Here is a 23291-nt window from a genome sequence, read left to right on the forward strand (position 1 = left end):
CGCGGCCATGCTGGGTGAGCCTCGGAAGAAGTGCCCATGCAGTTCGAAGACGGCAGCGATGGCCCGCACCGGATCTACGCCGGCACGCGAGCCCCGCCGCTACCGCACCAGCGCGACCGACTTGACCTGGGCCCAGACCGGCAGGCCGGGCCGTAGCTGCAGCTCGTCGGCGGCCTTGCGGGTGATGCGTGCCAGCAGCACCGCCGGCCCGCAGCGCAGCCGCAGCAGCAGCTGCGAGGGATGGGCGTGCTCGGCCATGTGCTCGATCAGGCAGGGCAGCTGATTCTGGATGCTGCTGTGGCGCGGCTGTTCGGTGGCGACGCTGACATCGCGCGCCAGCACGCGCAGCCGCGTCGGCTCGCCCAGGGCCAGGCCGCTGTCGCTGAGCCACAGGCTGCCGCCGTCGAAGGCGACCCGGCACAGATGCCAGCGCGGGTCGCGCTCGGCAATGCTGCCGTTCAGCAGCGCGCCCGCCTCATCGCCCAGGCGCAGCGGGTTGTCGATCGCGGCCAGCAGCTCGGCCACCGGGCCGGCGGCGCGGACCCGGCCCTGGTCCAGCAGCACCAGATGGTCGGCCAGCCGGGCCAGCTCGTCGACCGCGTGGGTGACGTAGAGCATCGGGATGTTGAGCTCGTCGCGCAGCCGCTCCAGCCAGGGCAGGATCTCCTGCTTGCGGGCCAGGTCGAGCGCGGCCAGCGGCTCGTCCAGCAGCAGCAGGCGCGGGCCGGTGGCCAGGGCGCGGGCGATCGCGACGCGCTGGCGCTCGCCGCCCGAGAGCTGCGTGGTCGAGCGCTTGAGCAGGCCGCCTATGCCCAGCAGCGCGATGGCCTGCTGCAGCGCCTGCGCGCCCTGCATCCCGCCTGCACGCTTCAGACCGTAGTGCAGATTGCCCTGCACATCGAGGTGCTCGAACAGGCTGACCTCCTGGAACACATAGCCCAGCGGACGCCGCCAGGTGGGCAGGCGCAGCCCGGCCGCATCGTCCTGCCAGCGCTCGCCGCCGATCTCCACCAGGCCGCGGGCGCCGCGCTCCAGTCCGGCCACGCTGCGCAGCAGGCTGGTCTTGCCGCAGCCGGAGGGGCCGAAGAGGGCGGTGATGCCGCGCGCCGGCAGCTCGATATCGACGGCCAGCTCGAAGGTCGCGCGCGGCAGGCGCAGGTGGATCTGGTGGGCCAGGTTCATAGCAGCGCGCGACGATTCTTCATCAGCGCCAGCACCAGCAGCACCGCAAAAGAGAACAGCAGCATGCCGCCGGCCAGCCAATGGGCCTGGGCATACTCCAGCGCCTCGACATGGCCGTAGATCAGGGTCGAGACCACACGCGTCTGGCCTGGGATATTGCCGCCCATCATCAGCACCACGCCGAACTCGCCGACCGTGTGGGCAAAGCTCAGGATGGCCGCCGTGATCAGGCCGGGCCGGGCCTGCGGCAGAGCCACCGTGAGGAAGGCATCGAGCGGCCGGGCGCGCAAGGTGGCGGCCACCTCCATCGCGCGCGGCCCCGTGGCCTCGAAAGCATGCTGGATAGGCTGTACCGCGAAGGGCAGCGAGAACAGGATGGAGCCGATCAGCAGGCCGCTGAAGGTGAAGGGCAGCGTGCCCCAGCCCAGTGCCAGCGTCAGCTGGCCCAGCGGGCCGCCCGGCCCCATCAGCACCAGCAGGTAGAAGCCCAGCACCGTCGGTGGCAGCACCAGGGGCAGGGTCACCAGCGCGGCGACCGGGGCGCGCCAGCGCGAGCGGGTCTGCGCCAGCCACCAGGCCAGCGGCGTGGCCAGCAATAGCAGCAGTACGGTGGTCAGGCCGGCCAGTTTCAGGGTCAGCACGATCGCCTGCCAGGCGGCGGGGTCCAGCGGCATCAGCAGGCTCCGGTCACAGCTCGTAGCCGTAGGCGCGGATGATGGCGCGGGCCTTGTCGCCGCGCAGGTACTGCAGCAGCGCCACAGCGGCCGGATTGCCGAGCCCGGCCTTGAGCAGCAGCGCGTCCTGGCGGATCGGCTCATGCAGCTCTGCCGGCACGAGCCAGGCCGAGCCCTGGGCGATGCGTCCGTCCACCTGCACCTGGCTCAGCGCGACAAAGCCCAGCACCGCGTTCTCGGTGGCGATGAACTGATAGGTCTGGGCGATGCTCTCGCCCTGCACGAATTTGGGCGTCAGCGCCTCCAGCAGGCCCAGCTTGCCCAGCGCCTGGACGGCGGCGGCACCATAGGGCGCCAGCTTGGGATCGGCCAGCGCGATGCGCTCGAAGCCGCCGGCGTTCCTCAGCACCGCGCCCTGGGCGTCCACCAGGCCGGGCTGCCTGCTCCACAGCACCAGCCGGCCGGTCGCGTAGCTGAAGCGGCTGTCGGCCAGCCCCAGGCCCTCGGCCACCAGCCGGGCCGGCGTCGTGTCGTCGGCGGCCAGCAGCAGCTGGAAGGGCGCGCCGTTCCGGATCTGGGCGTAGAACTTGCCGGTCGAGCCGAACGCCAGCCTGGCCTGGTGGCCGGTGTCCTGCTCGAAGGCTTGGGCGATCTTCTGCATCGGCGCGCTGAAGTTGGCGGCCACGGCCACCTGCACCTCGGCCGCATGAGTCCTGCCGAGCAGCACGATGAGCAGCAGCAAGACGGAGAAACGCAGCACGGCAACCTCGCTATTCCAAACAAGAATAGCGCCAGTATAGGCCGCTGGTTAGGATGCGCGCATGAAGAACGCCCACTCCGATCTGAGCGAGGTCCTGCGGCATCAGGCCGGCGACAAGCGCATCGCCATCCTGCGCCGCGTCGGCGCGGTCGGCTCGATCTCGCAGGCGGCCCGCGAGGCCGGCGTCAGCTACAAGGCGGCCTGGCAGGCCATCGAGACCCTGAGCAATCTGGCCGGCATGCCCCTGGTCGAGAAGCTGGTCGGCGGCGCCGGCGGCGGCGGCGCGCGGCTGACCGCCGAGGGTGAGCGGGTGCTGGCGGCCGAGGCAGCGCTGAGCCGTTCGCGCGCCGAGGTGCTGGCCCGGCTGGCCCCGGGCGGCACGGTGGCAACGACGGGCGTGCGCACCAGCATGCGCAACCAGTTCCCCTGCACGGTCGCGGCGCTGCGCGCGCAGCAAGGCTTGCAGAGGGTGGAGCTGGCCCTGCCCCAAGGCGGGCGGCTGTTCTCGCGCATCACGCGCGAAAGCGCCCAGTTGCTGGGCCTGGCGCGCGGCCTGCCGGTGCTGGCCTTGTGCAAGGCCACGGCGGTGCAGGTGGCGGCGCAGATCGAGGCCGGCCCGGCGCGCAATCTGCTGCCGGGCACGGTGCTGCGCCGCTCGCGCGCGGCCGGCGAGGTCGTGCTGCAGCTGGCCGGCGGCATCAGCCTGGTCGGCTTTGCGGCGGCCGGCCACGGGCTGGAGCCGGGCCGCGCCGCGCAGGCGGCGGTCGAGGAGTCCGGCGTCGTGATCGCGCTGCCCGGCTGAGGCCGGCGCTCAGGACCTGAGTCTTTCGAGAACTCGAGGAGAAGCCATGTTCGTGGTTTGCGGCGAAGCGCTTTTTGATGTGTTCGCGGCCGGCGAGACGCCCACCGGTCTGCTGCTGGATGCGCGTGTCGGCGGCTCGCCCTTCAATGTGGCGGTGGGGCTGGCACGGCTGGCCCAGCCGGTCTGCTTCTTGACCCAGGTCTCGCAGGGCTTTCTCGGCGAGCGCCTGATGCGCGCGCTGCAGGCCGAGGGTGTCGACACCCGCGCGGTGCAGCGCAGCAGCGCGCCGACCACGCTGAGCCTGGTCGGCGTCGACGCCCGGGGCGCGCCCTGCTACACCTTCTACGGCCAGGGCGGCGCCGACCGGCTGCTGAGCCCCGCCGCGCTGGACGCGCTGCCGGCCGCTGGCGTGCGCGCGATCCAGCTCGGCTCCTATGCCAGTGTCGTGGGCCCAGCCGCTGCGACGCTGCGCACCCTGGTCGAGCGTGCGCAGGGCCGCAGCCTGATCGCCTACGACCCGAATATCCGCCTGGCTGTCGAGCCGGACCTGGCGGTCTGGCGCGCGCAGATCGAGTGGATGCTGCCGCGTACCGACTTGCTCAAGCTCAGCGAGGAAGACCTGGCCCTGGTCTACCCGGGGCGGACGTCGGCCGACTTCGCGGCCGCTGCGCTGGCCTGCGGCGTGGGCTGCGTGGTGTTGACGCGGGGCGCGCTGGGTGCCGTGGCCTGGAGCGGGGCCGGCCAGGTCGAGGCCGCGCCGGTGGAGGCTGCGGTGATAGACACCGTGGGCGCCGGCGACACCTTCCAGGCCGCGCTGCTGACCTGGCTGGCCGAGCATCAGGCGCTGTCGGCCACCGCGCTGGCGGCGCTGCCACGGCCGGCGCTGGGCGAGGCCCTGGCCTTCGCTGCGCAGGCGGCCGCCATCACCTGCTCGCGCCGCGGCGCCGATCTGCCGCGCCGCGCCGAGCTGCCGGCCTAGCCGGCGCTCAGGCGCGCGCTCGCCGGAAGGTGTTGCGCCCGGCCGCCTTGGCCTCGTAGAGCGCGGCATCGGCGCGCGCCAGCAGCTCGGCCGGCGTGATGGCCTCGCCCTGGTGCTGGGCCAGGCCGATGCTGGTGGAGACCTGCAGGCGCTGGCCCTGCAGCTCGAAGGGCGGACCCATCGCCGCGACGATCTTGGCGGCGACGGTGGCCGGCTCGGCCTCGCTGCCCAGGCCCTCCAGGATGATGACGAACTCGTCGCCGGCCAGCCGCGCCACCGTGTCGGTGATGCGCACGCTGCGCTGCAGGCGCCGTGCAAACTCCTGCAGCACCGCGTCGCCCATCGCGTGGCCCAGGCCGTCGTTGATGGACTTGAACTTGTCGATGTCCAGAAACAGCAGCGCCAGCGCGCTGCCGCTGCGCTGGGCGCGGCGCAGCGCCTGGCCCAGCAGCTCGTCGAAGTGATGGCGATTCGGCAGGCCGGTCAGGCTGTCGTGCCGGGCCAGCAGCTGCAGCTCGCGCTGCACCGATTTGAGCGCCGAGACGTCCTGGCTCAGCGTGTAGAGGCCTTGCACGACGCCGGACGGAGCGATGTCCGGCAGGTACTCGTTCTTCAGCGAGCGGCTCACCCCCTGCGTGTCCGACTGCAGCTCGAAGCTGACCGCCTCGCCGGCCAGCGCGCGCTGCAGCCAGGGCGCGCGCTGCGCATACAGCGTCTCGCCGATCACCTCGCGCAGCGGCCGCCCCAGCGCCGCGCTGGGCGCTATGCCCAGCCAGTCCTTGAAGGTGGCGTTGACGAAGAGCAGGCGCTCCTGCGCGTCGAGATAGCCGATCAGTACCGGCAGGTGGTCGGTGATGTCGTGCAGGCGCTTCTCGGCCGCGCTCAAGGCCTCCTGCGTATCCAGCATGGCCTGCTCACGGCGGCGTTCGGCCGTCACGTCGCGGCTGGTGATGGCCACGCCGTCGCCGACCGGCACCACTTGGTGCTGCAGCACCAGGCCTGCGGCCGGCGGCGTCTCGATGACGAACTCGGCGCGCAGCGGCTGGCCGCTCTCCAGCACCTGGGCATACATCTCGAAAAAGCGCGGGTCGCGAGCGGTCTTGAAGACCTCGGCGCGGGTGCGCCAGAGGATTTGCTGCTTGGGCCGGCGCAGCAGCTCGGCGCCGCGGTCATTGCAGTGGGTGAAGCGGAAGTCGAGCAGGCGGCCGTCGGCCGCTCGCTCGGCGCGCAGGATCCAGAAGGCGTCCAGGCTGGCGTTCGAGGCCGCCTCGAACTGCGCCCGTGCCCGCTCGCGCGAGGCCTGGCTGCGCCGCAGCGTGACGGCCGCGAAGCTCAGGCCGCCGAAGGCCAGCAGCAGGGTCAGGCTGGCCATGCCGGTGGCGCGCAGCGCGGCGGCGCGGCGCGCCTGATAGGGCGCCAGCGCCTCGGGCAGGCTCAGGCCGGTGAAGACCACCATCTGGTAGTCCTCCAGCGTCTGGTAGGCCATGCGGCGGTGCACGCCGTCGAGCCGGCTGGTGGCCAGATAGGTGCCTTGCGGCCAGCGCGCCAGCTGATGGATCAGCGTGCGGGTGCCGGAAACCTCGCCGAACCAGACCCGCTCGCCCGAGCGCCGCGCCCGCAGCACCCAGTCCTGGCCCAGCAGGCCGACGACGCCCTGGTCGCCGAACTGGCTGGCACGGTAGAAGTCGGTGAAGTAGTAAGGGTCCATCACCACGCCGACGATGCCGGCGAAGCCGCCGTCCGCACGCTGCAGCCGCCGGGTCAGATGCAGGCGCCACGAGGGATCGCCGGCGATCTGCTCGGGCGTGCCGATATGCAGGCCGCGCCGCTGGCTCTCGCGGTGCACCAGGAAGTGCGGCTTGGCGGCGATCTCGCCCGGTTCGGCCGGCCGCGAGCTGCTCAGCGGCCGGCCCTGGGCATCGGCGATATAGAGCGATTTGACGCCCGGCAACGCATCCAGGCCCAGCCTCAGCAGCCGCGCCAGGCCGGCTTCGGCTGCGGCGCGCTCGCTGCTGCGGCCGCTCTCCAGATCGCTGGCGACAAAGGCGGTGATCTGGTCGATCTGCTGCAGGCTGCGCCGCGTGTGCTCCGAGAAGGCCTGGTTCAGCCCGCTGCCGCGCTGCTCGATCTCGCGTTCGACCAGCGCGCGCTCGCTGTCCAGCGTCTGCAGCACCATCCACCAGAGCGCTGCCATGATGGCCAGGCCCAGGGCCGGCAAGGCCCAGATCAGCAGGTCGAGCTTGCTGACGGACCGGGCCGGGGATGGCAAGCGCATGAGCGCTCCTGCTGCTGGCGTTGCATCCCTGGCGATGAAGGCTTGTCGAAAAGTACGAAAGCCTGGTTTTGTGCGCTCAGCATACGCCGGCGCCTGGGCGCCGGGAAGCTCGGGCCACAGCCTAGATGGGGGGGCGCCGCGCGGCGAAGTCGCAGAACCAGTCGACGCAGCCGGCATTGGCCATCGCATCGCGCTTGAAGACCGTCTCGGGCGCCGCGCCCAGCAGCAGCTTCTTGACCGGCAGCTCCATCTTCTTGCCCGACAGCGTGCGCGGGATCGCCGCCACCTGCAGGATCTCGCTGGGCAGATGGCGGGCCGACAGCGCAGTCCTGATGGCCTCGCGCAAGCGTCGCGTCAAAGCCTCGTCGAGGGTCAGGCCCTCGCGCAGCACCAGGAATAGCGGCATATAGCTGTCGCGCCCCAGGTATTCGAGGTCCACCACCAGGCTGTCCAGCACCTCGGGGAACTGCTCCACCGCGCGGTAGAGCTCGGCCGTGCCCATGCGGATGCCGTGGCGGTTGATGGTCGCGTCCGAGCGGCCGTAGATGATGGCGCCGCCCTCGGGCGTGATGCGCAGCCAGTCGCCATGGCGCCAGATGCCCTCGCCATGCGGGCCGCGGTACATCTCGAAATAGCTGTCCCGGTAGCGGCTGCCGTCGGCGTCGCCCCAGAAGCGCAGCGGCATCGACGGGATAGGACGGGTACAGACCAGCTCGCCGACCGCATCGCTCAAGGCCTGACCCCGGCCCATCGCATCGGGCTCGCCATAGGCATAGACCGCCGCGCCCAGGCAGCGGCACTGCATCTGGCCGCGCCGCAGCGGCAGTGTCGGCAGGCCGGCCAGGAAGGCACCGGCGAAGTCGGTGCCGCCGGAGATGCAGGCGATCCAGATCGGCCGCCCGCCGACCTCGGGCAGGCGCTGCCAGATCCAGTCATAGCTCTCGTCGGCCAGCGGGCTGCCGGTGGCGCCGACCGCGCGCAGCGCCGCCAGATCGCCGACCTGCTGCGGCCGCACATCGGCCTTCAGGCAGCTGGCGTAGAAGGCCGCGCCGGCGCCGAACCAGCTGACCCGGGCCAGCCCCGCGAAGCGCCACAGCGTGCCCCAGTCCGGCCGCTCCCGCGGGCCGCCGGGGCTGCCGTCGAACAGGCAGATGGTCGTGCCGCCCAGCAGCGCATTGACCTGGCAGTTCCACATGATCCAGCCGGTCGAGCTGTACCAGTGGAAGCGGTCCTCGGGCCGCAGATCGTTGTGCAGCACCCCGCCCTTCAGCGCCTCCAGCACGATGCCGCCATGGCCGTGCACGATGGGCTTGGGCAGGCCGGTGGTGCCGCTGGAGTAGACGATCCACAGCGGGTGGTCGAAGGGCAGCGGCTCGGGCGCCACCGGGGCCAGGTCCTCGCGCGCCAGCAGCGCGTTGAAGTCCAGCGCGCCCAGCGCCGCAGCGTCGGCCTGCGGGTCCAGCCAGGGCAGCAGCACCAGATGCTGCAGGCTGGGCAGCTGGTCGCGCAGCTCGCCCAGCAGCGGCCGGCGGTCCACCGCCTGGCCGCCGTAAACATAGCCGTCCACCGCGATCAGCACCCTCGGCTCGATCTGGCGGAAGCGGTCCAGCACCGCCATCGCGCCCATGTCCGGCGAGCAGACCGACCAGACCGCGCCGAGGCTGGCTGCGGCCAGGAAGGCGATGGCGGTCTGCGGGATATTGGGCATATAAGCGACCACCCGGTCGCCGCGTTGCACGCCCAGCGCGCGCAGCGCCGCCGCGAAGGCGCCGACCTGGCCGCGCAGCTCGGGCCAGCCGAGCTCGGCCAGTTCGCCGCGTGCCAGCATGGCCTCGGTGCTCCAGACGATGGCCGGCCGCGCGGTGCCGGTCTCGGCATGGCGCAGGGCCTGGGCCGCCAGGTTCAGCGTCGCCCCCTCGAACCAGCGCGCGCCGGGCATGCGGTCGTCGACCAGGGCGCGCTCGAACGGCGTCGCCGAGCGCAGCTCGAAGAACTCCCACAAGCTCAGCCAGAAGGCATCGAGCTCGGTGATCGACCATTGCCACAGGTCCTCGTAGCGCTCGAAGCTCAGGCCGCGCGTCTCGCGCAGAAAGCGCTCGTAGCGACGGATCTGGGGCTCGGGGCTGTCGGGCGTCTGCATAGTCCGATGATGCCTCGTGATTCGCGCTGCTGCTGTCATGCAGGTGCCAAGCCCTGCACGAAGCGCTGCGGCTGTCACGATGCCGTCACGCCGCCGCCACAAAGCCTCTCCAGCATGCAGCTCTCGCTGACCGCCCACCCATGTCCTCGTCCACCGCCGCAGTTCTCCGCAAGACCGATGCCGCCCGGCGCCTGCTGGCCGGGCCGCGCCAGGCCCTGCCGGCGGGCCTGCGCATGCTGCTGATCATGGTGGACGGGCGCCGCAGCCTGGCCGAGCTGCAGGCCCTGGCCCAGAGCCTGGGCCTGGCGCCGCAGCAGGCCGTCGAGCGGCTGCTGGCCGAGGGCCTGGTCAGCGGGCCGGTGTCGGAGCGGGCGCCGGCCGGCGACGAGGCCGCAGCCGCCCGGCTGATGCGCGCCAAGTTCTTCGCGCTGGACCTGGCCGCGCGCATGCTGGCCGGCCGCGACGCGGCGCTGCGCGAGGCGGCCCGCACGGTGGACTCCGAATCGCGCTTCGCCGCCTGGATGGACCACTGCGCCACCGAGATCGCCCGCGCCGCCGACGCCGAGCGCGCCGCGCTGTTCAGGGAGAGGGTGGGGGCGGTGGGGTGAGGGCTTTCCTCTTGTTGTCGTAGCCGTTCAAGGAGTAGGAGAGGCGGTACGCAGCTGTGGCATCCTTGTGTCTGGACAGCAAACTGGAGGCATGATGGCCACGCCCACCCACGATCTGGCAGCGGAAGTCCTTGAGCTCCCGGCCGAGGAGCGCGCACGAATTCTTGAGCTGCTGATCGCCAGCTTCGAGCCGAAGTCCCAGGCGCAGAAGGCTTGGATGAGCCTTGCCCAACGCCGGCGAGACGAAGTCCGAAGCGGCAAAGTCGCGATGGTTCCTGGTGATGAAGCGCTGACTCGCGTCAAGGCCAGGATTGCGTGAGCTACTTGATTCACCCCGCGGCTGAAGCTGAACTCGGCGACGCGGCTGTGTACTACGCAACGCACGCAAGTCCAATGATCGCTTTGGCGTTTCTCGCGGAGTACGAGCGTGTGCTGGATCTCCTCGTCGAGAACCAGAAGCGCGGGCCGTACGGTGACGAGGGTCTGCGCGTCTACCACTTTGATCGCTTCCCCTACTCTGTGGTGTACGAAGAGGATCAAGTCAACGGCCCGCAAATTTTCGCCATAGCGCACCAGAGTCGCGAGCCCGGATACTGGGGTGATCGAATCTGAATCGATCAATACAGCGCTAGGCGCATATGAACAATCTGGCTGCATTTGTCCGCCAAGTTCGCAGTCGATCGCGCGAGCATGCCCAAGCCATGGCACTGCTTAGCAATGCGGGCCTTGCGGGGCAGATGATTTCTGTCCTACGGCAGGAGATTGATTCCATGGTCAGGGTCGTCTATCTGCTCGCACAAAGCACTCATCGCCGTGATGAATTGATTGCAGCCGCAGTGTCCGGGACGAAGTGGTCGCAACCGGGTTCTCGCGCAGCAGTCACGGACCGGGAGATGGTTGAACTTGCGCAGAGTCTTCAGGGCTGGACTCAATCCGTCTACAAGTTCGGCTGCGCGTTCATTCATCTTTCCAATCTGCATGACTACAACGACAGGGATCCGCTAGAGCTGCTTCCTCACCAGGAGCGAATGGACATACTTGGCCATTGCCGTCATTACCACGGTGGCCCAGACTCAAGGGATGCAACTTTTGTCGACCTGATGCCGTACCTTCCTCGTGTGCTTGAGAAGATTGCTGCCAACCTTTCGTGCTACCTGGTAGATCTCGAAGGTCTGGTGGAACAAGATGGGAAACGTGTCTAGTGGACTGCTTTTCCACCCGGAGTGCCCGGGTTCAGCTCTACAGGTCCTGTGTCTGCAAGCGAGAGCATCGTTGGGTCTGCCTGCCCAGCGTCACGAAACCCTCCACCCAGACTACCCCCTATGAAACGGATCGCAATCCTCGCTGCTGTTTTCGCTGCCGGCGTTCTCGCCGGCGGGATCACGTTTTCGCGGAGCATTCCGCGATCGCTGCTTGCGGTCGCCTCATGCGATGGCAACTGCTTCAAACCATCCGACGCGGCCGGCCTGTTGATGTCGGTCGGGGTGAATCTTCCTGTCGGCCTGGTGCCTCATGCTGTGGCGGAATCGGAGAAGTGCATCGGCATTCAGCACTGGAAGCCTGAAGGGCGCTATCACGTCGCGTTCTTTCCGAAGCGGGACGTGCGAAACATCATGGAGCTTCAGCAAGAAGACATGCCCTACCTGCTCGATTGCCTGGCGCTTGCTCGCGAGCATGTCGGGGCTGCCGGGTTCAAGAACTATCGCTTCATCAGCAACGGGCCGGCATTGCAGCACCTCACATACTTCCACTTCCATGTGGTCGCCAAGTAGGGCCTGGCCATCCTTCGATTTCAAGCCTCGATGGCCGCCCGCGCTCAGCCCGCAAACCCCAGCCCCAGGTAGTGCCTGCCCAGCTCCGTCAGCTCCCCGCCCGCGCCCAGCAGGCTGGTGTGGTGCGGGTCGGGCTCCAGCGGCCGGTGAACCAGGCATAGCGGTGCACATCGGCGCGCTGCTCGCAGACGGTGACCATCTCGCTCATCTGCGCCTTCTGCTTGGCGACCGTATCGATCTGCGCGCCGTCGCTCTGCCCATGCCAGTTGGCGAACTCGGTGACCCAGAAGGGCTTGCCGTACTTGAGCAGGCGGTCGAGCTGGCCGGCCAGGCCGTAGTCGTACCAGTGGAAGGCCAGCGCATCGAGCTGCGGCTCGCGGCCGCTGTGGGCGGCGCGGTAGGCGGCCAGGAAGGCGTCCATCCAGGTGATCGGATCCTCGTAGCCGGCCAGCGTGCCCCAGGTGATTGCCGGGCCGACGAGCTGGACGCCGGTCTTGCGCGCGATGGCCTCGTAGCGCGGCCATAGCGCGGCGGCCTGGGCGGGCGTGAGATGGGCCTGGTCGCGCAGATTCGGCTCGTTCAGCACCAGCAGATGCCTGATGGCCGGGCTGGCCAGCAGGCGGGCCTCGACGGCCGCTGCGTCGAACTGCTCGTTCCACAGCATAGGCACGAAGTCCAGGCCGGGAGCAGCGGGCGCGGTCGCGGCCGGCCGATCGCTCCAGTTGTACCACCAGCTGACGCCCGGTCGCAGCGCGGCGAAGTCGCGCGCATCGGTGAGGTCGTAGGCGATGCCGCGCTTGGCGCTGCGCGTCGGGCCGGGTGCAGGCGTGGCGGGTGCAGGGCCGGGCGCCGGCGCGTCGCCATCGCTGCCTCCGCCGCCGCAAGCGGCCAGCAGCGGCGCCGTCACCAGGCTGGCCAGGCCCTGGCAGAGCAGCCGCCTTTTTCTACTCGTCATCATCACAGCGACCTCAGGAAATCGATCACCGCATCGCGCTCGGACTTGCTCAGCGCCTCGAAGCGGCCGCGGCTGTCGGTGGCCTCGCCGCCGTGCCTCAGGATGGCTTCCTGCAGCATGCGGGCGCGGCCGTCAGGCAGATCCCTGCCACCACCCACCCATGTCCAACTGCTACGCATGCTGCGCCCCTTGTATCGCCGATTCGGCTTGTCTTTGTAAGGGCGACAGGATTGCACCGGACTTGCATCCGGGATGTAACTTTTCGCGTCGCACGGCCGCGGTGCATGGCCGTGGGCACCGGGCCCCGGCCACCCGATGCCAGGTCTTGCCTCTCACCGATCGATACAGATGACGGCTATGTGACGGCGGCTCAGGCGATGTCCACGAAGCGCCACCAATCCCGCGCAAACGGATGCCGCCAGAACCCATGCACGCCGGGCTGGCTGACGTCGGTGCGCAGCGCATGCCAGTGCGGCAGATAGGGCACATAGGCCAGCAGCAGCCGGTTGGCCTCGCGCATCAGGGCCAGGCGCTCGGGGCCGTCGGGCAGCGCGCGCTGGGCCTCGTAGAGGCGGTCGTAGGCGGCCAGCTTGAAGCGCGCGTCATTGCTCTGGTCGGCATTGGGGCCGTAGGCCATGCCGAGAAAGAAGTCGGCGTCGGGGAAGGAAATGTTCCAGGAGAAGCCCCAGATCTGCAGCTGGCCGGCCAGCGACTTCTTGATCAGCTCGCCGAAGGTGCCGGTCTCGAACACCATGCGCAGGCCGACGGCGTCCATGCGCTTCTTCCACAGCTCGTCGAGCGCACGCTGGCGCGAGGTGTTGACGCCGGCCATGCGCAGCAGCAGCTTGGAGCCGTCGGGGTTCTCCAGATAGCCGTCGCCGTCGACATCCTTGTAGCCCCAGACATCGAGCAGCGCGCGGGCGCGCGGCAGATCGGGCGTGCTCATCTCGCTCTTCAGCTGCGGGTCGTGGCCATAGACGGCCGCCGGCAGCAGCGACTGGGCCGGCACGCCCTGGCCCTTGTAGACCTGCTGCAGCTCGACCTGGCTGTCATAGGCCAGCGCGATGGCGCGGCGCAGCGCCACCTTCTCCGGTGTGTAGCCACCGACCTGCGCATCGTTGAAGTTGAAGAAGGAAAAGCGCACATCGGCGCCCAGCGTGCTGCGCGCCGTCACGCCCTTGCGCTGCAGCGCCGGCGCCAGCCGGCCGCCCGGCAGGGCCAGCGGCGCGACGCCGGGCGGCATCTCGACGACGTCGAGCTCACCGCCCTCGAAGGCCAGCCAGCGCGGCTGCTCCTCCTCGATGATGCTGATCTGCACCTGGTCGACCAGCGGCAGGCGCTTGCCCTGCAGCCGGGCCGCCAGCGCCTGTGCGGCCGGGTCGTCGGCCGGCGCCTGGCTGTCGAAGAACTGCTCGCGGAACTGCGGGTTGCGCGCCAGCAGCACTTGCGAGCCGCGCCGCCAGTTCGCCAGCCGGAACGGGCCGGTGCCGACCGGGTGGGCCATGATGTCGGCGCCATAGGCCTCGACCACCTCGCGGGCGACGGCCGCGCTCAGCCCGGCATTGGCGAACACATAGATGAAGCGCGGATCGCTCTGCGCCAGCTTCACCTCTAAGCGGTAGCGGTCCAGCGCGCGCAGGCCCGCCACCGGCGTGTCGTAGTCCAGCCCGGTCTTGTTCTTGATGGCGCGCTGGCGCAGCTCGCTCAGGCCCAGGATCCTGGCGCCCTCGAACTGGTAGAGGTGCTCGGTCTTGATGCGGGGGTCGTAATAGCGCTTGATGCTGTAGACATAGTCCTCGGCCACCAGCTCGCGCGGCTTGCCCTTGAAGGCCGGGTCCTCGCTGAAGAAGAGGCCGGGCTTGAGCGTGAAGACGAAGCGGCGGTAGTCCTCGCTGATCTCGGGCAGCGCGACAGCCGTCTGCGGCCGCAGCTGCGCCGGCCGGGCCAGGCAGTCGAAGGTCAGCGGCGACTCGAAGATGTGCGCGTTGATGATGACCGAGGTCTGGTCCGAGACCTGCGGCGGGTCGAAGCCGACCTCGGCCGCGTTGAAGGCGGTGCGCAGGACTTTCTTCCTGCTCGCCGGCTGGGCCTGCAGCAGGGCCGGCGCGGCACCCAGCGCGGCGGCCGCGCCCAGCAGATCGCGGCGCTTCATGGTTTTGTGCGCGGCAACACGTCGATCAGATGCCAGAACTCGTTGCGGAACAAGGGCCGCCGGTAGCCGATCAGCCAGGGCTGGGCGATGTCGTTGACGATGCGGTGCACATGGGTCTTGGTGGGCATATAGGCGGTCTGCAGGCGTTTGGCCTGCAGAAACAAGGCCTCGCGCTCGGGGCCATCGGGCAGGGCCTGCATGCGCTCGTACAGCGCATCGAACTCGGCATTCTTGAAGCGCGACAGGTTCTGGTTGCCGGCCTGCGGGCCGTAGAAGCGCTGCAGGGCCTGCAGACCGTCGGGCGCGGTGGCGGTGGTGCCCATCATCCACAGCTGCAGCTTGCCGGCGCGCGCGGCCTTCAGCTGCTCGGGCCATTTGCCGGCGAAGAACTTGGTGCGGATGCCGACGCGCTTGAAGTTGATCGTCCACAGCTCGTCATACTGGCGCGACAGCGCATCGGGTTGGGTCGCGACCTCCAGCGCCAGCGGGCCGCCATCGGGGCGGTCGCGCCAGCCGTCGCCGTCCTGGTCGACATAGCCATACATATCGAGCAGGGCGTTGGCGCGGGCCGGGTCGAAGTCGCCGTTCTCGCTCTTGAACTCGGGGTCGTAGCCGCTGGTGTGGGGCAGCAGCGGCGACTGCGCGGGAATCGCCTGGCCGCGCCGCACCAGGCGGATCTCGCGCTCCACATCCAGCGCCAGCGACAGTGCGCGGCGCAGCGCCACCCGCTCGGGCGTGTAGCCGCCGATCAGCGGGTCTTCCATATTGAAGTAGGTGAAGGCGCTGTCGGCATTGACCAGGCGGCTCAGCTGCATGCCCTGCTTGGCGAGATTGGGCGCCAGCTTGCCGTGTGGCAGCGCCACCGCGACGAACTCGGGCGGCACGCGGTCGATCAGATCATGTTCGCCGCCCAGATAGGACAACCAGCGCGGCTGCGACTCCTCGATGATGCTGACCTCGACGCGGTCCACCATCGGGAGGCGCCGGCCCTTCAGCCGGGCCAGGATGGCCTGGCCCTCGGCGTCGTCGGCGCGTGGCTGGGCCTCGTAGACGCGCTCGCGGTAGCCGGGGTTGCGCTCCAGCACGATCAGCGAGCTGCGCCGCCAGTCCTTCAGCACAAAGGGGCCGGTGCCGACCGGGTGGGCGCTGATCTGCTCGCCATAGTGCTGCACCACCTCGCGGGCCACGGCGCCGAACAGGTCGTTGGTGGCCAATGCCTGCAGAAAGCGCGGACGCGGCGCCTTGAGCCGTATCTGCAGCGTGTGGCGATCCAACACGTGCAGGCCCTCGATGGGGTTGTCGTAGTCGAAGCCGCTCTTGTTCGTCAGCGTGGCCCGGCGCCGCTCGGCCAGGCCCAGGATGCCGTATTCCTCGACCGCGGCCCACATGGGGCTCTTGACCGCCGGGTCGGCAAAGCGCATCAGGCTGTAGACATAGTCCTGGGCCACCAGCTCGCGTCTCTTGCCTTTGAAGGCCGGATCGTCGGCGAAGAAGATGCCGGGCTTGAGCTTGATGGTCCAGCGGGTGAATTCGGCATTGACCTCGGGCAGGGCCGCCGCCGTCAGCGGCACGATCTTGACCGGCAGGGCCAGCGGGTCGTAGCCGTAGAGCGCCTCGAAGATATGGGGCGTGACGGTGCGCGAGTAGATATCGCTGACCTGGGCCGGATCGAAGCCGGTCTCGGCGATCGGGAAGGCGTAGCGGAAGGTCTTGGGTTCGGCGCCGGCCGCCACCTGGCACAGGGTGGCCAGCATGGCCAGGACGATGCGCTTGATCATGGGCGTTGGCTGGGGTCGATGTCCACCCACTGCCAGAACTGCTGGCTGAAGGGCGGCCGCTTGTAGCCGATCAGCCAGGGCTGGCTGAGGTCGCTGATGACGCGGTGCACCAGGAACTTGATCGGCATATAGGCCGTCGTCAGCTTCTGCGCCTCGCGCAGCAGGGCCAGGCGCTCGGGGCCGTCGGGCAGGGCCTGCAGCTGCTCGTAGATTGCATCGAAACGCGCCAGCTTGAAGCGGCTGAAGTTCTGGCCGCCGGCCGAGGGGCTGTAGAGCAGCTCCAGGCCGGGCTGCACATCGGGCGAGTTGGAACTGAAGCCCAGCTGCCACAGCATCAGCTGGCCGGCGCGTGCGGCCTTCAGCTGCTCGGGCCATTTGGCCACCTTGACCTCCAGGCGTATGCCCAGCGCGTCGAGGTCGCGCTTCCACATCTCCTCGAAGGAGCGTGAGCGTGCATCGGGCGAGCTGGCATAGCGGATCAGCAGCGGCTTGCCGTCCGGCAGATCGCGCCAGCCGTCGCCGTCGCGGTCGGTATAGCCGAACAGGTCCAGCAAGGCCTTGGCCCGGACGGGGTCGTGGTCGCTATTGGGGCTTTTGTAGTCGGCGTCGAAGCCGAAGGTGTAGGGCGCGACCACGCTCTGCGCCGGCACGGCCTGGCCGCGCCAGACATTGCTGACCTGGCGGCCCACATCGGTGCCCAGGCCGATGGCGCGGCGCAGCGCCACCTTGTCGGGCGTGTAGCCGCCGACCACCGGGTCCTTCATGTCCCAGTAGTACATGAAGCGGTCGGAGGCCAGCACCCGCTCCAGCTGCATGCCCCGGCGCGCCAGATTGGGCGCCAGCTTGCCGTGCGGGATGGCCTGGTTGGCGAAGGGTGCGGGCAGCACCCAGGAGAGCTCGAACTCGCCGTTCAGAAAGGACAGCCAGCGCGGCTGGTCTTCCTCGATGATGGCCACCTCGACCCGGTCCACCATGGGCAGGCGCCGGCCCTTGAAGCGGGCCAGCAGGGCCTGGCCGGCCGCATCGTCGGCGCTGGGTTCGGCATCGTAGAAGCGCTCGCGGTAGGCGGGGTTGCGCTCGAACACCATCAGCGAGCTGCGCCGCCACTGCTTCAGCAGGAAGGGGCCGGTGCCGACCGGATGGGCGCTGATCTTGTCGCCGTAGAACTCGACCACCTCGCGCGCCACCGCGCCGAACAGATCACCGCTGGCCAGCGTGAACAGCAGGCGCGGGCGCGGTGCGGCGAGCCTGAACTGCAGCGTGTAGCGGTCCAGCGCGCGCAGGCCCTCGACCGGGCGGTCGTAGTCAAAGGGTTTCTTGGTCTTCAGCACGTCCTGGCGCAGCTCGTCCACGCCCAGCATGCCGACGTCCTTGAGCGTCGAGTAGATCGGGCTCTTGCTCGCGGGGTCGAAGAAGCGCTTGAGGCTGTAGACGAAGTCCTCGGCCACCAGCTCGCGTCTGGCACCCTTGAAGGCCGGGTCGTCGGCAAAGAAGATGCCGGGGCGGATCTTGATGGTCCAGGTCCGGAAGTCGGCCGAATGCTCGGGCATGCCCTCGGCGACATTGGGGCGTATCTTGTAGGGCCGGGCCAGATAGTCGTACTCGTACAGCCCATCGAAGATGTGGCTGGTCATGATGCGCGAGTACAGGTCGTTGAGCTGGGCCGGGTCGAAGCCGGTCTCGGCCGCGTTCAACGCGTAGCGCAGCACCTTGGGCTCGGCGGCCTGCTGCGACTGCGCGGGCTGGGCCGCCATCAGCAGCAGGGCCAGGCCGGCCAGCAGCTGGCGGGCGATCATGGCTTGCTGGCCGGCTCGATGTCCACATAGCTCCACCAGTCCTGCTTGAACGGGTGGCGGCGATAGCCGATCAGCTGCGGTTGCGCCAGATCGGTGATGAAGCGGTGGGCCTTGTGCTTGTAAGGCATATAGGCCGTCATCAGGCGCTCGCTCTCGCGGAACAGGGCCGCGCGCTCGGGGCCGTCGGGCATGGGCGCGGTCCGCTCGAACAGGCGGTCGGCCGCCGGCAGGCGGATGCGTGCGAAGTTCTGGCTGCCGATATAGAGGGAGGAGAGACTGCTCAGGAAGTCTTGCGGATCGGGCATCGAGGCCGAGGTGGCCAGGCTCCAGATCTGGAACTTGCCGGCGCGCAGGGCCTTGTAGTTCTCGGGCCATTTGCCCGGCTTGAACGTGACCCGCAGGCCCACCTTGGCCAGCGATTTCTGCCACAGCTCATCGATCTGGCGCTGCGAGCCGTCCGGCGTGGTCAGGCTGTCGAGCAGCAACGGCTTGCCATCGGGCTGGTCGCGCCATCCATCCCCGTCGCGGTCGACATAGCCATACATATCGAGCAAGGCCTTGGCGCGGGCGGGGTCGTAGTCGCTCATCTCGCTCTTGAAAGCGGGGTCGTAGGCGCTGGTGCCGGGCGGATAGATAGACTGCGCGACGACGGCCTGGTTGCGCCGGGCCACGCGGATCTCCTGCTCCATATCGGAAGCCAGCGAGATCGCGCGGCGCAGCGCGATGCGCTCGGGCGTATAGCCGCCGATCACCGGGTCTTCCAGATTGAAGACCCAGAAACCCACATCCGGGCTCAGCACGCGGTAGCCGCGCATGGCTTTCTTGGCCAGATTCGGCGCCAGCTTGCCGTTGGGCATGGCCTGGCTGATGAATTCGTTGGGCACCCGCTCCAGCAGGTCGAACTCGCCGCCCAGGAAGGCCAGCCAGCGCGGTTGCCCCTCCTCGATGATGGAGACCTCGATCCGGTCGATCATCGGGATGCGCCGGCCCTTGAAGCGGGCCAGCAAGGCCTGACCCTCGGCATCGTCGGCGCCGGGCTCGGCCTCGTAGAAGCGCTCGCGGTAGCCGGGGTTCTTCTCCAGCACGATGCGTGAACTGCGGCGCCAGTCCTTCAGCACAAAGGGGCCGGTGCCGACCGGGTGTTCCATGGTCTTGCCCGGATAGGCCTCGACCACCTCGCGCGCCATCGCGCCATAGAGATCGGTCTGGGCCAGGGTCTGGGGCAGGCGCGGGCGCGGCTTGTCCAGGCGCAGCTGCAGGGTGTAGCGGTCCAGCGCGCGCAGGCCTGCGATGGGCCGGTCGTAGTCGAAGGACTTGCCGCCGGCACCACCCTGGCGGAGTTCGGCGCGGTACTCGGCCAGGCCGCTGATGCCCAGCGCCTCGACCTCGCTCCAGTGGCTGGAGGCCACCTCAGGGTCGGCCACCCGCTTGATCGCGTAGAGGTAATCCTCGGCCACCAGTTCACGCTTCTTGCCCTTGAAGGCGGGATCGTCGGCGAAGAAGATGCCGGGCTTGACTTTGAAGGTCCAGCTGCGGAAGTCCTCGCTGTGCTGCGGCATGCCGTCCGCCGTCAGCGGGATCAGCCGGGCCGGCCGCGCCAGATGGTCGTAGCTGTACAGGCCTTCGAAGATGTGGGCCGTGATGATGCGCGAATAGATATCACCGATCTTGGCCGGGTCGAAGCCGGTCTCGGCGACCTGGAAGGCGTAGCGCAGCACCTTGGGCTCGGCGGCGAGCGCCGGACCCGTCATCAACAAGGCGGCCAGGGCTGCCGTCCCCCATTGCTTCAGCTTCATGATGCGATCTTCTTCCTTGGGCTCATGTCGACGTCGACGTACTGCCAGAACACATTGCCGAAGATCGGCCGCTTGAAGCCGATCAGCCAGGGCTGGGTCAGGTCATTGATGATGCGGTGCACGACGTACTTCTGCGGCATATAGGCCAGGTTGATCTTCTGGGCTTCGCGCAGCAGGGCCAGGCGCTCGGGGCCGTTGGGCAGATCGCGCATCTGGCGGTAGATCTCGTCGAAGCGCTCATTCTTGAAGCGGCTGAGGTTCTGGCCGCCAGCCGAGGGACCATAGAGCAGGTCCAGGCCCGGCTGCACATCGGGCGCGGCATCGGAGAAGCCCAGCATCCAGATCGGCAGCTGGCCGGCCCGCGCGGCCTTCAGCTGCTCGGGCCACTGGGCCGCGCGAACCTCAATGCGCACGCCCAGCGCATCCATATTCTTCTTCCACATCTCGTCGAAGCTGCGCGACAGATCGTCGGGCTGGCTGGCATAGCCGATCAGCAGCGGCTTGCCGTCCGGGAAGTCGCGCCAGCCGTCGCCATCGGCGTCCTTGTAGCCGTAGATGTCCAGCAAGGCCTTGGCGCGCGGCAGGTCGAAGTCGCTGTTCTCGGTCTTCAGCTCGGGGTCATAGCCCCAGGTGCCGGGTGCCACAAAGGTCTGGGCCGGCACGGCCTGGCCGCGCCGCAAGGTGCGGATCTCGCGACCCACATCGGTGGCCAGCGAGATCGCGCGGCGCAGCGCCACCTTCTCCGGCGTGTAGCCGCCCACCACCGGATCTTCCATATTGAAATAGAACAGCGTGCGGTCGGTGTTGACGATGCGCTGCAGCTGGATGCCCTGCTTGGCCAGATTGGGCGCCAGCTCGCCCTGCGGCAAGGCGACCGCAGAGAACTCCAGCGGCACCGAGATCAGGTCGAACTCGCGGTTCAGAAAAGCCAGCCAGCGCGGCTGGCTGGTCTCGATGATGGAGATCTCGACGCGGTCGACCATGGGCAGGCGCCGACCCTTGAAGCGGGCCAGCAAGGCCTGACCTGCGGCATCCTCGGTATTGGGCTCGGCGTCGTAGAAGGCCTCGCGGTAGTTCGGGTTGCGCTCCAGCACCAGCTGCGAGCTGCGCCGCCAGCTTTTCAGCATGAAGGGGCCGGTGCCCACCGGGTGCTCCATGGTCTTGTCGCCGTAGTGCTCGATGACCTCGCGGGCCACGGCGCCGTACTGGTCGCCGCCGGTGATCCCTTCGATGAAGCGCGGGCGCGGCTCCTTGAGCTTGAACTGCAGCGTGTAGCGGTCCAGGGCCTTGAGCCCCTCGACCGGTGCGTTGTAGTCGAAGGGCTTCTTGTGCTTCAGCGCGTCCTGGCGCAGCTCGTTCAGGCCCAGGATGCCCTGGTCGTTGAAGCTGGAATAGGCCGGGCTCTTGGTGGCCGGGTCGAAGAAGCGCTTCAGCGAATAGACGTAGTCCTCGGCCACCAGCTCGCGCTTGCGGCCCTTGAACGCCGGGTCGTCGGAGAAGAACAGGCCCGGCTTGATGCGTATCGTGAAGCTACGAAAATTGTCCGCCACCTCCGGCAGCGCGGCCGCAGCATTGGGCTTGATCTTGTAGGGCCGGGCCAGGTAGTCGTATTTGTAGAGCCCGTCGAAGATATGACCGGTGACGATGCGCGAGTACAGATCGCTGATCTGTGCCGGGTCGAAGCCGGTCTCGCCGGCGACGAAGGCATAGCGCAGCACCTTCGGCTGGGGCGAGGGTGTCTGGGCCTGGGTCAGCCCAAGCTGCAGGACCATCAGGCCGGCCAGGCCGGCACGCGCGAGAGTGTTGATCATTGTTGCGGGCGTTTGCTGTTGTCGATGTCCACGAATTGCCACCAGTCCTGCCAGAACAGCGGGCGGCGGTAGCCGATCAGCCAGGGCTGGGCCAGGTCGGTCAGTAGGCGGTGGGCGTGGTTCTTGTAAGGCATATAGGCCACCGCGATGCGCTTGGCCTGCACGAACAAGGCCAGGCGTTCGGGGCCGTCTGGCATGGCCTGCATGCGCTCATAGAGGGCGTTGAACTCGGGGTCGTTGAAGCGTGACAGGTTCTGTCCGCCAGTGGCCGGGCCGTACAGGCGCTGCAACGCGTTCTGCCCGTCGGGCCGCGAGGCCGAGGAACCGACGCCCCAGATCATGAAGTTGCCGCCGCGCGCGCTCTTCAGGTTCTCCGGCCACTTGGCGGTCTTGAACTCGACCCTGAGACCGACGGCAGCCATATTCTTCTGCCACAGCTCATCGAGCTGGCGTGACTGGTTGTCGGGCTGGGTATTGCGCACCAGGGTCAGCGGCTGGCCGTCGGGCAACTCACGCCAGCCGTCACCATCGCGGTCCCGATAGCCATACATGTCCAGCAGCGCCATGGCGCGCGCCGGATCGTAGTCGCCCATCTCGGTCTTGAAATCGGCGCTGTAGCCGGTGGTGTGGGGCACGACGGGCGATTGGGCCGGGATCGCCTGACCGCGCCGTGCCAGCCGGATTTCGCGGTCTACATCGATAGCCAGCGAAATCGCGCGGCGCAGCGCCACCTTCTCGGGCGCCATGCCGCCGACGATGGGGTGGTCCATATTGAAGGTGGTCAGCGTCGCGTCGGAACCAACGACCCGCAGGCCTTGGATGCCGCGTTTGGCCAGGTTTGGTGCGACCCGGCCGTTGGGCAGGGCGCTGGCGATGAACTCGGGCGGCACGCGCTCCAGAAAGTCCTTCTCGGCATTGACGAAGCTCAGCCAGCGCGGCTGCACCTCCTCGATGATGGCAATCTCGACGCGATCGACCATCGGCAGGCGCCGGCCCTTGAGGCGCACCAGCAAGGCCTGACCCTCGGCGTCATCGGCGGCCGGCTCGGCCTCGTAGAAGCGCTCGCGGTAGTCCGGGTTCTTCTCCAGCACGATCTGCGAGCTGCGTCGCCAGCTCTTCAGCTGGAAGGGGCCGGTTCCGACCGGGTGGGCCATCAGCTTGTCGCCGTAGTGCTCGACCACCTCGCGCGCCAGGGCGCCGTAGAGGTCTGAGCCGGCCAGCACGGTCTCTAGCAGGCGCGGGCGGGGCTGCTCGGTGCGCAGCTGCAGCGTGTAGCGGTCCACCGCGCGCAGGCCTTCGAGCGGGGCGTCGTAGTCGAAGGGCTTCTTGCTTGCCAGTGCCCTGTCGCGCAGCGCCTTCAGGCCGATGAATCCGACGTCCTCGAAGGTGGCCCAGCCCGGGGCCTTCAGCGCCGGGTCGGCAAAGCGCTTGAAGCTGTAGACGAAGTCCTCGGCCACCAGCTCACGCCGGGCGCCCTTGAACGCGGCGTCGTCGGCGAAGTGGATGCCGGGCCGGATACGTATCGTGAAGGTCCGGAAGTCGGGCGAGACCTCGGGCAGGGCCACCGCGACCAGGGGCTTGAGCTTGACCGGGCGGGCCAGATGGTCATAGGCGTAGAGCGCCTCGAAGATGTGCGCGGTGACGGTGCGCGAGTAGATGTCGGAGAGCTGCGAGGGGTCGAAGCCGGTCTCGGCCACCAGGAAGGCGTACTTCAGGACCTTGGGCGGCAGGCCGGCGGCTGGCTGCGCCTGGGCCGCCACCGCCACAAGAGCCAGGCAGGCCCCAATCAAGTAGCGCCGCATCGGGGCCTC

The 23291-nt window shown here is 68.8% G+C and carries 20 protein-coding genes; 7 read left to right on the forward strand and 13 right to left on the reverse strand.

What is annotated here, in order from left to right:
- Positions 1 to 99 precede the first annotated feature (99 nt).
- From modC to modA, 3 genes are read right to left on the reverse strand one after another with little or no spacing between them, the layout of a single operon-like run.
- Positions 100 to 1182 carry a molybdenum ABC transporter ATP-binding protein gene (modC, locus tag ABGI63_RS05095; RefSeq protein ID WP_349741357.1) on the reverse strand — a complete coding sequence of 361 codons (1083 nt, stop codon included), beginning with the start codon at positions 1180 to 1182 and terminating at the stop codon, positions 100 to 102.
- On the reverse strand, positions 1179 to 1856 hold the full coding sequence (gene modB / locus ABGI63_RS05100) for a molybdate ABC transporter permease subunit (RefSeq protein ID WP_349741358.1): 678 nt from the start codon (positions 1854 to 1856) through the stop codon (positions 1179 to 1181). The genes modC and modB overlap by 4 nt, the downstream gene beginning before the upstream one ends.
- A gap of 13 nt (positions 1857 to 1869) precedes the next feature.
- Positions 1870 to 2616 (reverse strand): molybdate ABC transporter substrate-binding protein, encoded by a 747-nt coding sequence (gene modA / locus ABGI63_RS05105; protein WP_349741359.1) that lies wholly within the window; start codon positions 2614 to 2616, stop codon positions 1870 to 1872.
- Positions 2617 to 2677: 61 nt separating this feature from the next.
- Here modA and ABGI63_RS05110 point away from each other — a divergent pair, with 61 nt between their 5' ends.
- Both ABGI63_RS05110 and ABGI63_RS05115 read left to right on the forward strand, forming a co-directional pair.
- Positions 2678 to 3418: a TOBE domain-containing protein gene (locus tag ABGI63_RS05110; protein ID WP_349741360.1), complete on the forward strand. Its 741-nt coding sequence runs from the start codon at positions 2678 to 2680 to the stop codon at positions 3416 to 3418.
- Between the two features lie 46 nt (positions 3419 to 3464).
- Positions 3465 to 4397: a carbohydrate kinase family protein gene (locus ABGI63_RS05115; RefSeq protein WP_349741361.1), complete on the forward strand. Its 933-nt coding sequence runs from the start codon at positions 3465 to 3467 to the stop codon at positions 4395 to 4397.
- 7 nt (positions 4398 to 4404) lie between these two features.
- Here the strand turns inward: ABGI63_RS05115 and ABGI63_RS05120 are convergent, their stop codons facing one another.
- Entirely contained in the window at positions 4405 to 6672 is a 2268-nt protein-coding gene (locus ABGI63_RS05120; protein ID WP_349741362.1) for a bifunctional diguanylate cyclase/phosphodiesterase, read from the reverse strand.
- Between the two features lie 121 nt (positions 6673 to 6793).
- Positions 6794 to 8812: an acetoacetate--CoA ligase gene (locus ABGI63_RS05125; protein ID WP_349741363.1), complete on the reverse strand. Its 2019-nt coding sequence runs from the start codon at positions 8810 to 8812 to the stop codon at positions 6794 to 6796.
- Positions 8813 to 8952: 140 nt separating this feature from the next.
- Between ABGI63_RS05125 and ABGI63_RS05130 the strand changes: the two genes are divergently transcribed.
- The 5 genes from ABGI63_RS05130 to ABGI63_RS05150 all read left to right on the forward strand — a co-directional run bounded on the left by ABGI63_RS05130 (position 8953) and on the right by ABGI63_RS05150 (position 11192).
- Positions 8953 to 9420: a hypothetical protein gene (locus ABGI63_RS05130; RefSeq protein ID WP_349741364.1), complete on the forward strand. Its 468-nt coding sequence runs from the start codon at positions 8953 to 8955 to the stop codon at positions 9418 to 9420.
- A 94-nt stretch (positions 9421 to 9514) separates the two neighbouring features.
- A complete protein-coding gene (locus tag ABGI63_RS05135; RefSeq protein WP_349741365.1) occupies positions 9515 to 9739 on the forward strand; it encodes an addiction module protein in 225 nt (74 codons plus the stop codon).
- Positions 9736 to 10032: a type II toxin-antitoxin system RelE/ParE family toxin gene (locus ABGI63_RS05140; RefSeq protein WP_349741366.1), complete on the forward strand. Its 297-nt coding sequence runs from the start codon at positions 9736 to 9738 to the stop codon at positions 10030 to 10032. The genes ABGI63_RS05135 and ABGI63_RS05140 overlap by 4 nt, the downstream gene beginning before the upstream one ends.
- Positions 10033 to 10058: 26 nt before the next feature.
- Positions 10059 to 10622 carry a hypothetical protein gene (locus ABGI63_RS05145; RefSeq protein WP_349741367.1) on the forward strand — a complete coding sequence of 188 codons (564 nt, stop codon included), beginning with the start codon at positions 10059 to 10061 and terminating at the stop codon, positions 10620 to 10622.
- Between the two features lie 120 nt (positions 10623 to 10742).
- On the forward strand, positions 10743 to 11192 hold the full coding sequence (locus tag ABGI63_RS05150) for an HIT domain-containing protein (RefSeq protein ID WP_349741368.1): 450 nt from the start codon (positions 10743 to 10745) through the stop codon (positions 11190 to 11192).
- An 88-nt stretch (positions 11193 to 11280) separates the two neighbouring features.
- Here the strand turns inward: ABGI63_RS05150 and ABGI63_RS05155 are convergent, their stop codons facing one another.
- From ABGI63_RS05155 to ABGI63_RS05190, 8 genes are all read right to left on the reverse strand, one after another.
- Complete coding sequence (locus ABGI63_RS05155) at positions 11281 to 12147, reverse strand: glycosyl hydrolase (RefSeq protein WP_349741369.1); 867 nt, start codon at positions 12145 to 12147, stop codon at positions 11281 to 11283.
- Between the two features lie 2 nt (positions 12148 to 12149).
- Positions 12150 to 12326 carry a di-heme oxidoredictase family protein gene (locus ABGI63_RS05160; protein ID WP_349741370.1) on the reverse strand — a complete coding sequence of 59 codons (177 nt, stop codon included), beginning with the start codon at positions 12324 to 12326 and terminating at the stop codon, positions 12150 to 12152.
- A gap of 191 nt (positions 12327 to 12517) precedes the next feature.
- Entirely contained in the window at positions 12518 to 14299 is a 1782-nt protein-coding gene (locus tag ABGI63_RS05165) for an ABC transporter substrate-binding protein (RefSeq protein ID WP_349741371.1), read from the reverse strand.
- The gene (locus ABGI63_RS05170; protein ID WP_349741372.1) at positions 14296 to 16077 is read right to left on the reverse strand and encodes an ABC transporter substrate-binding protein; all 1782 of its coding nucleotides are present in this window, start codon (positions 16075 to 16077) and stop codon (positions 14296 to 14298) included. Before ABGI63_RS05170 ends, ABGI63_RS05165 begins: the two co-directional genes overlap by 4 nt.
- On the reverse strand, positions 16074 to 17873 hold the full coding sequence (locus tag ABGI63_RS05175; protein ID WP_349741373.1) for an ABC transporter substrate-binding protein: 1800 nt from the start codon (positions 17871 to 17873) through the stop codon (positions 16074 to 16076). Before ABGI63_RS05175 ends, ABGI63_RS05170 begins: the two co-directional genes overlap by 4 nt.
- Positions 17870 to 19669, reverse strand: coding sequence for an ABC transporter substrate-binding protein (locus ABGI63_RS05180; protein WP_349741374.1), 1800 nt, complete (start codon positions 19667 to 19669; stop codon positions 17870 to 17872). The genes ABGI63_RS05175 and ABGI63_RS05180 overlap by 4 nt, the downstream gene beginning before the upstream one ends.
- Positions 19666 to 21480 carry an ABC transporter substrate-binding protein gene (locus tag ABGI63_RS05185; protein ID WP_349741375.1) on the reverse strand — a complete coding sequence of 605 codons (1815 nt, stop codon included), beginning with the start codon at positions 21478 to 21480 and terminating at the stop codon, positions 19666 to 19668. Before ABGI63_RS05185 ends, ABGI63_RS05180 begins: the two co-directional genes overlap by 4 nt.
- Positions 21477 to 23282, reverse strand: a complete 1806-nt coding sequence (locus ABGI63_RS05190; protein ID WP_349741376.1) for an ABC transporter substrate-binding protein — start codon at positions 23280 to 23282, stop codon at positions 21477 to 21479. The genes ABGI63_RS05185 and ABGI63_RS05190 overlap by 4 nt, the downstream gene beginning before the upstream one ends.
- Positions 23283 to 23291 lie beyond the last annotated feature (9 nt).

It is taken from the genome of Roseateles cavernae, assembly GCF_040187885.1.
Taxonomy (GTDB): Bacteria; Pseudomonadota; Gammaproteobacteria; order Burkholderiales; family Burkholderiaceae_C; genus Roseateles_E; species Roseateles_E cavernae.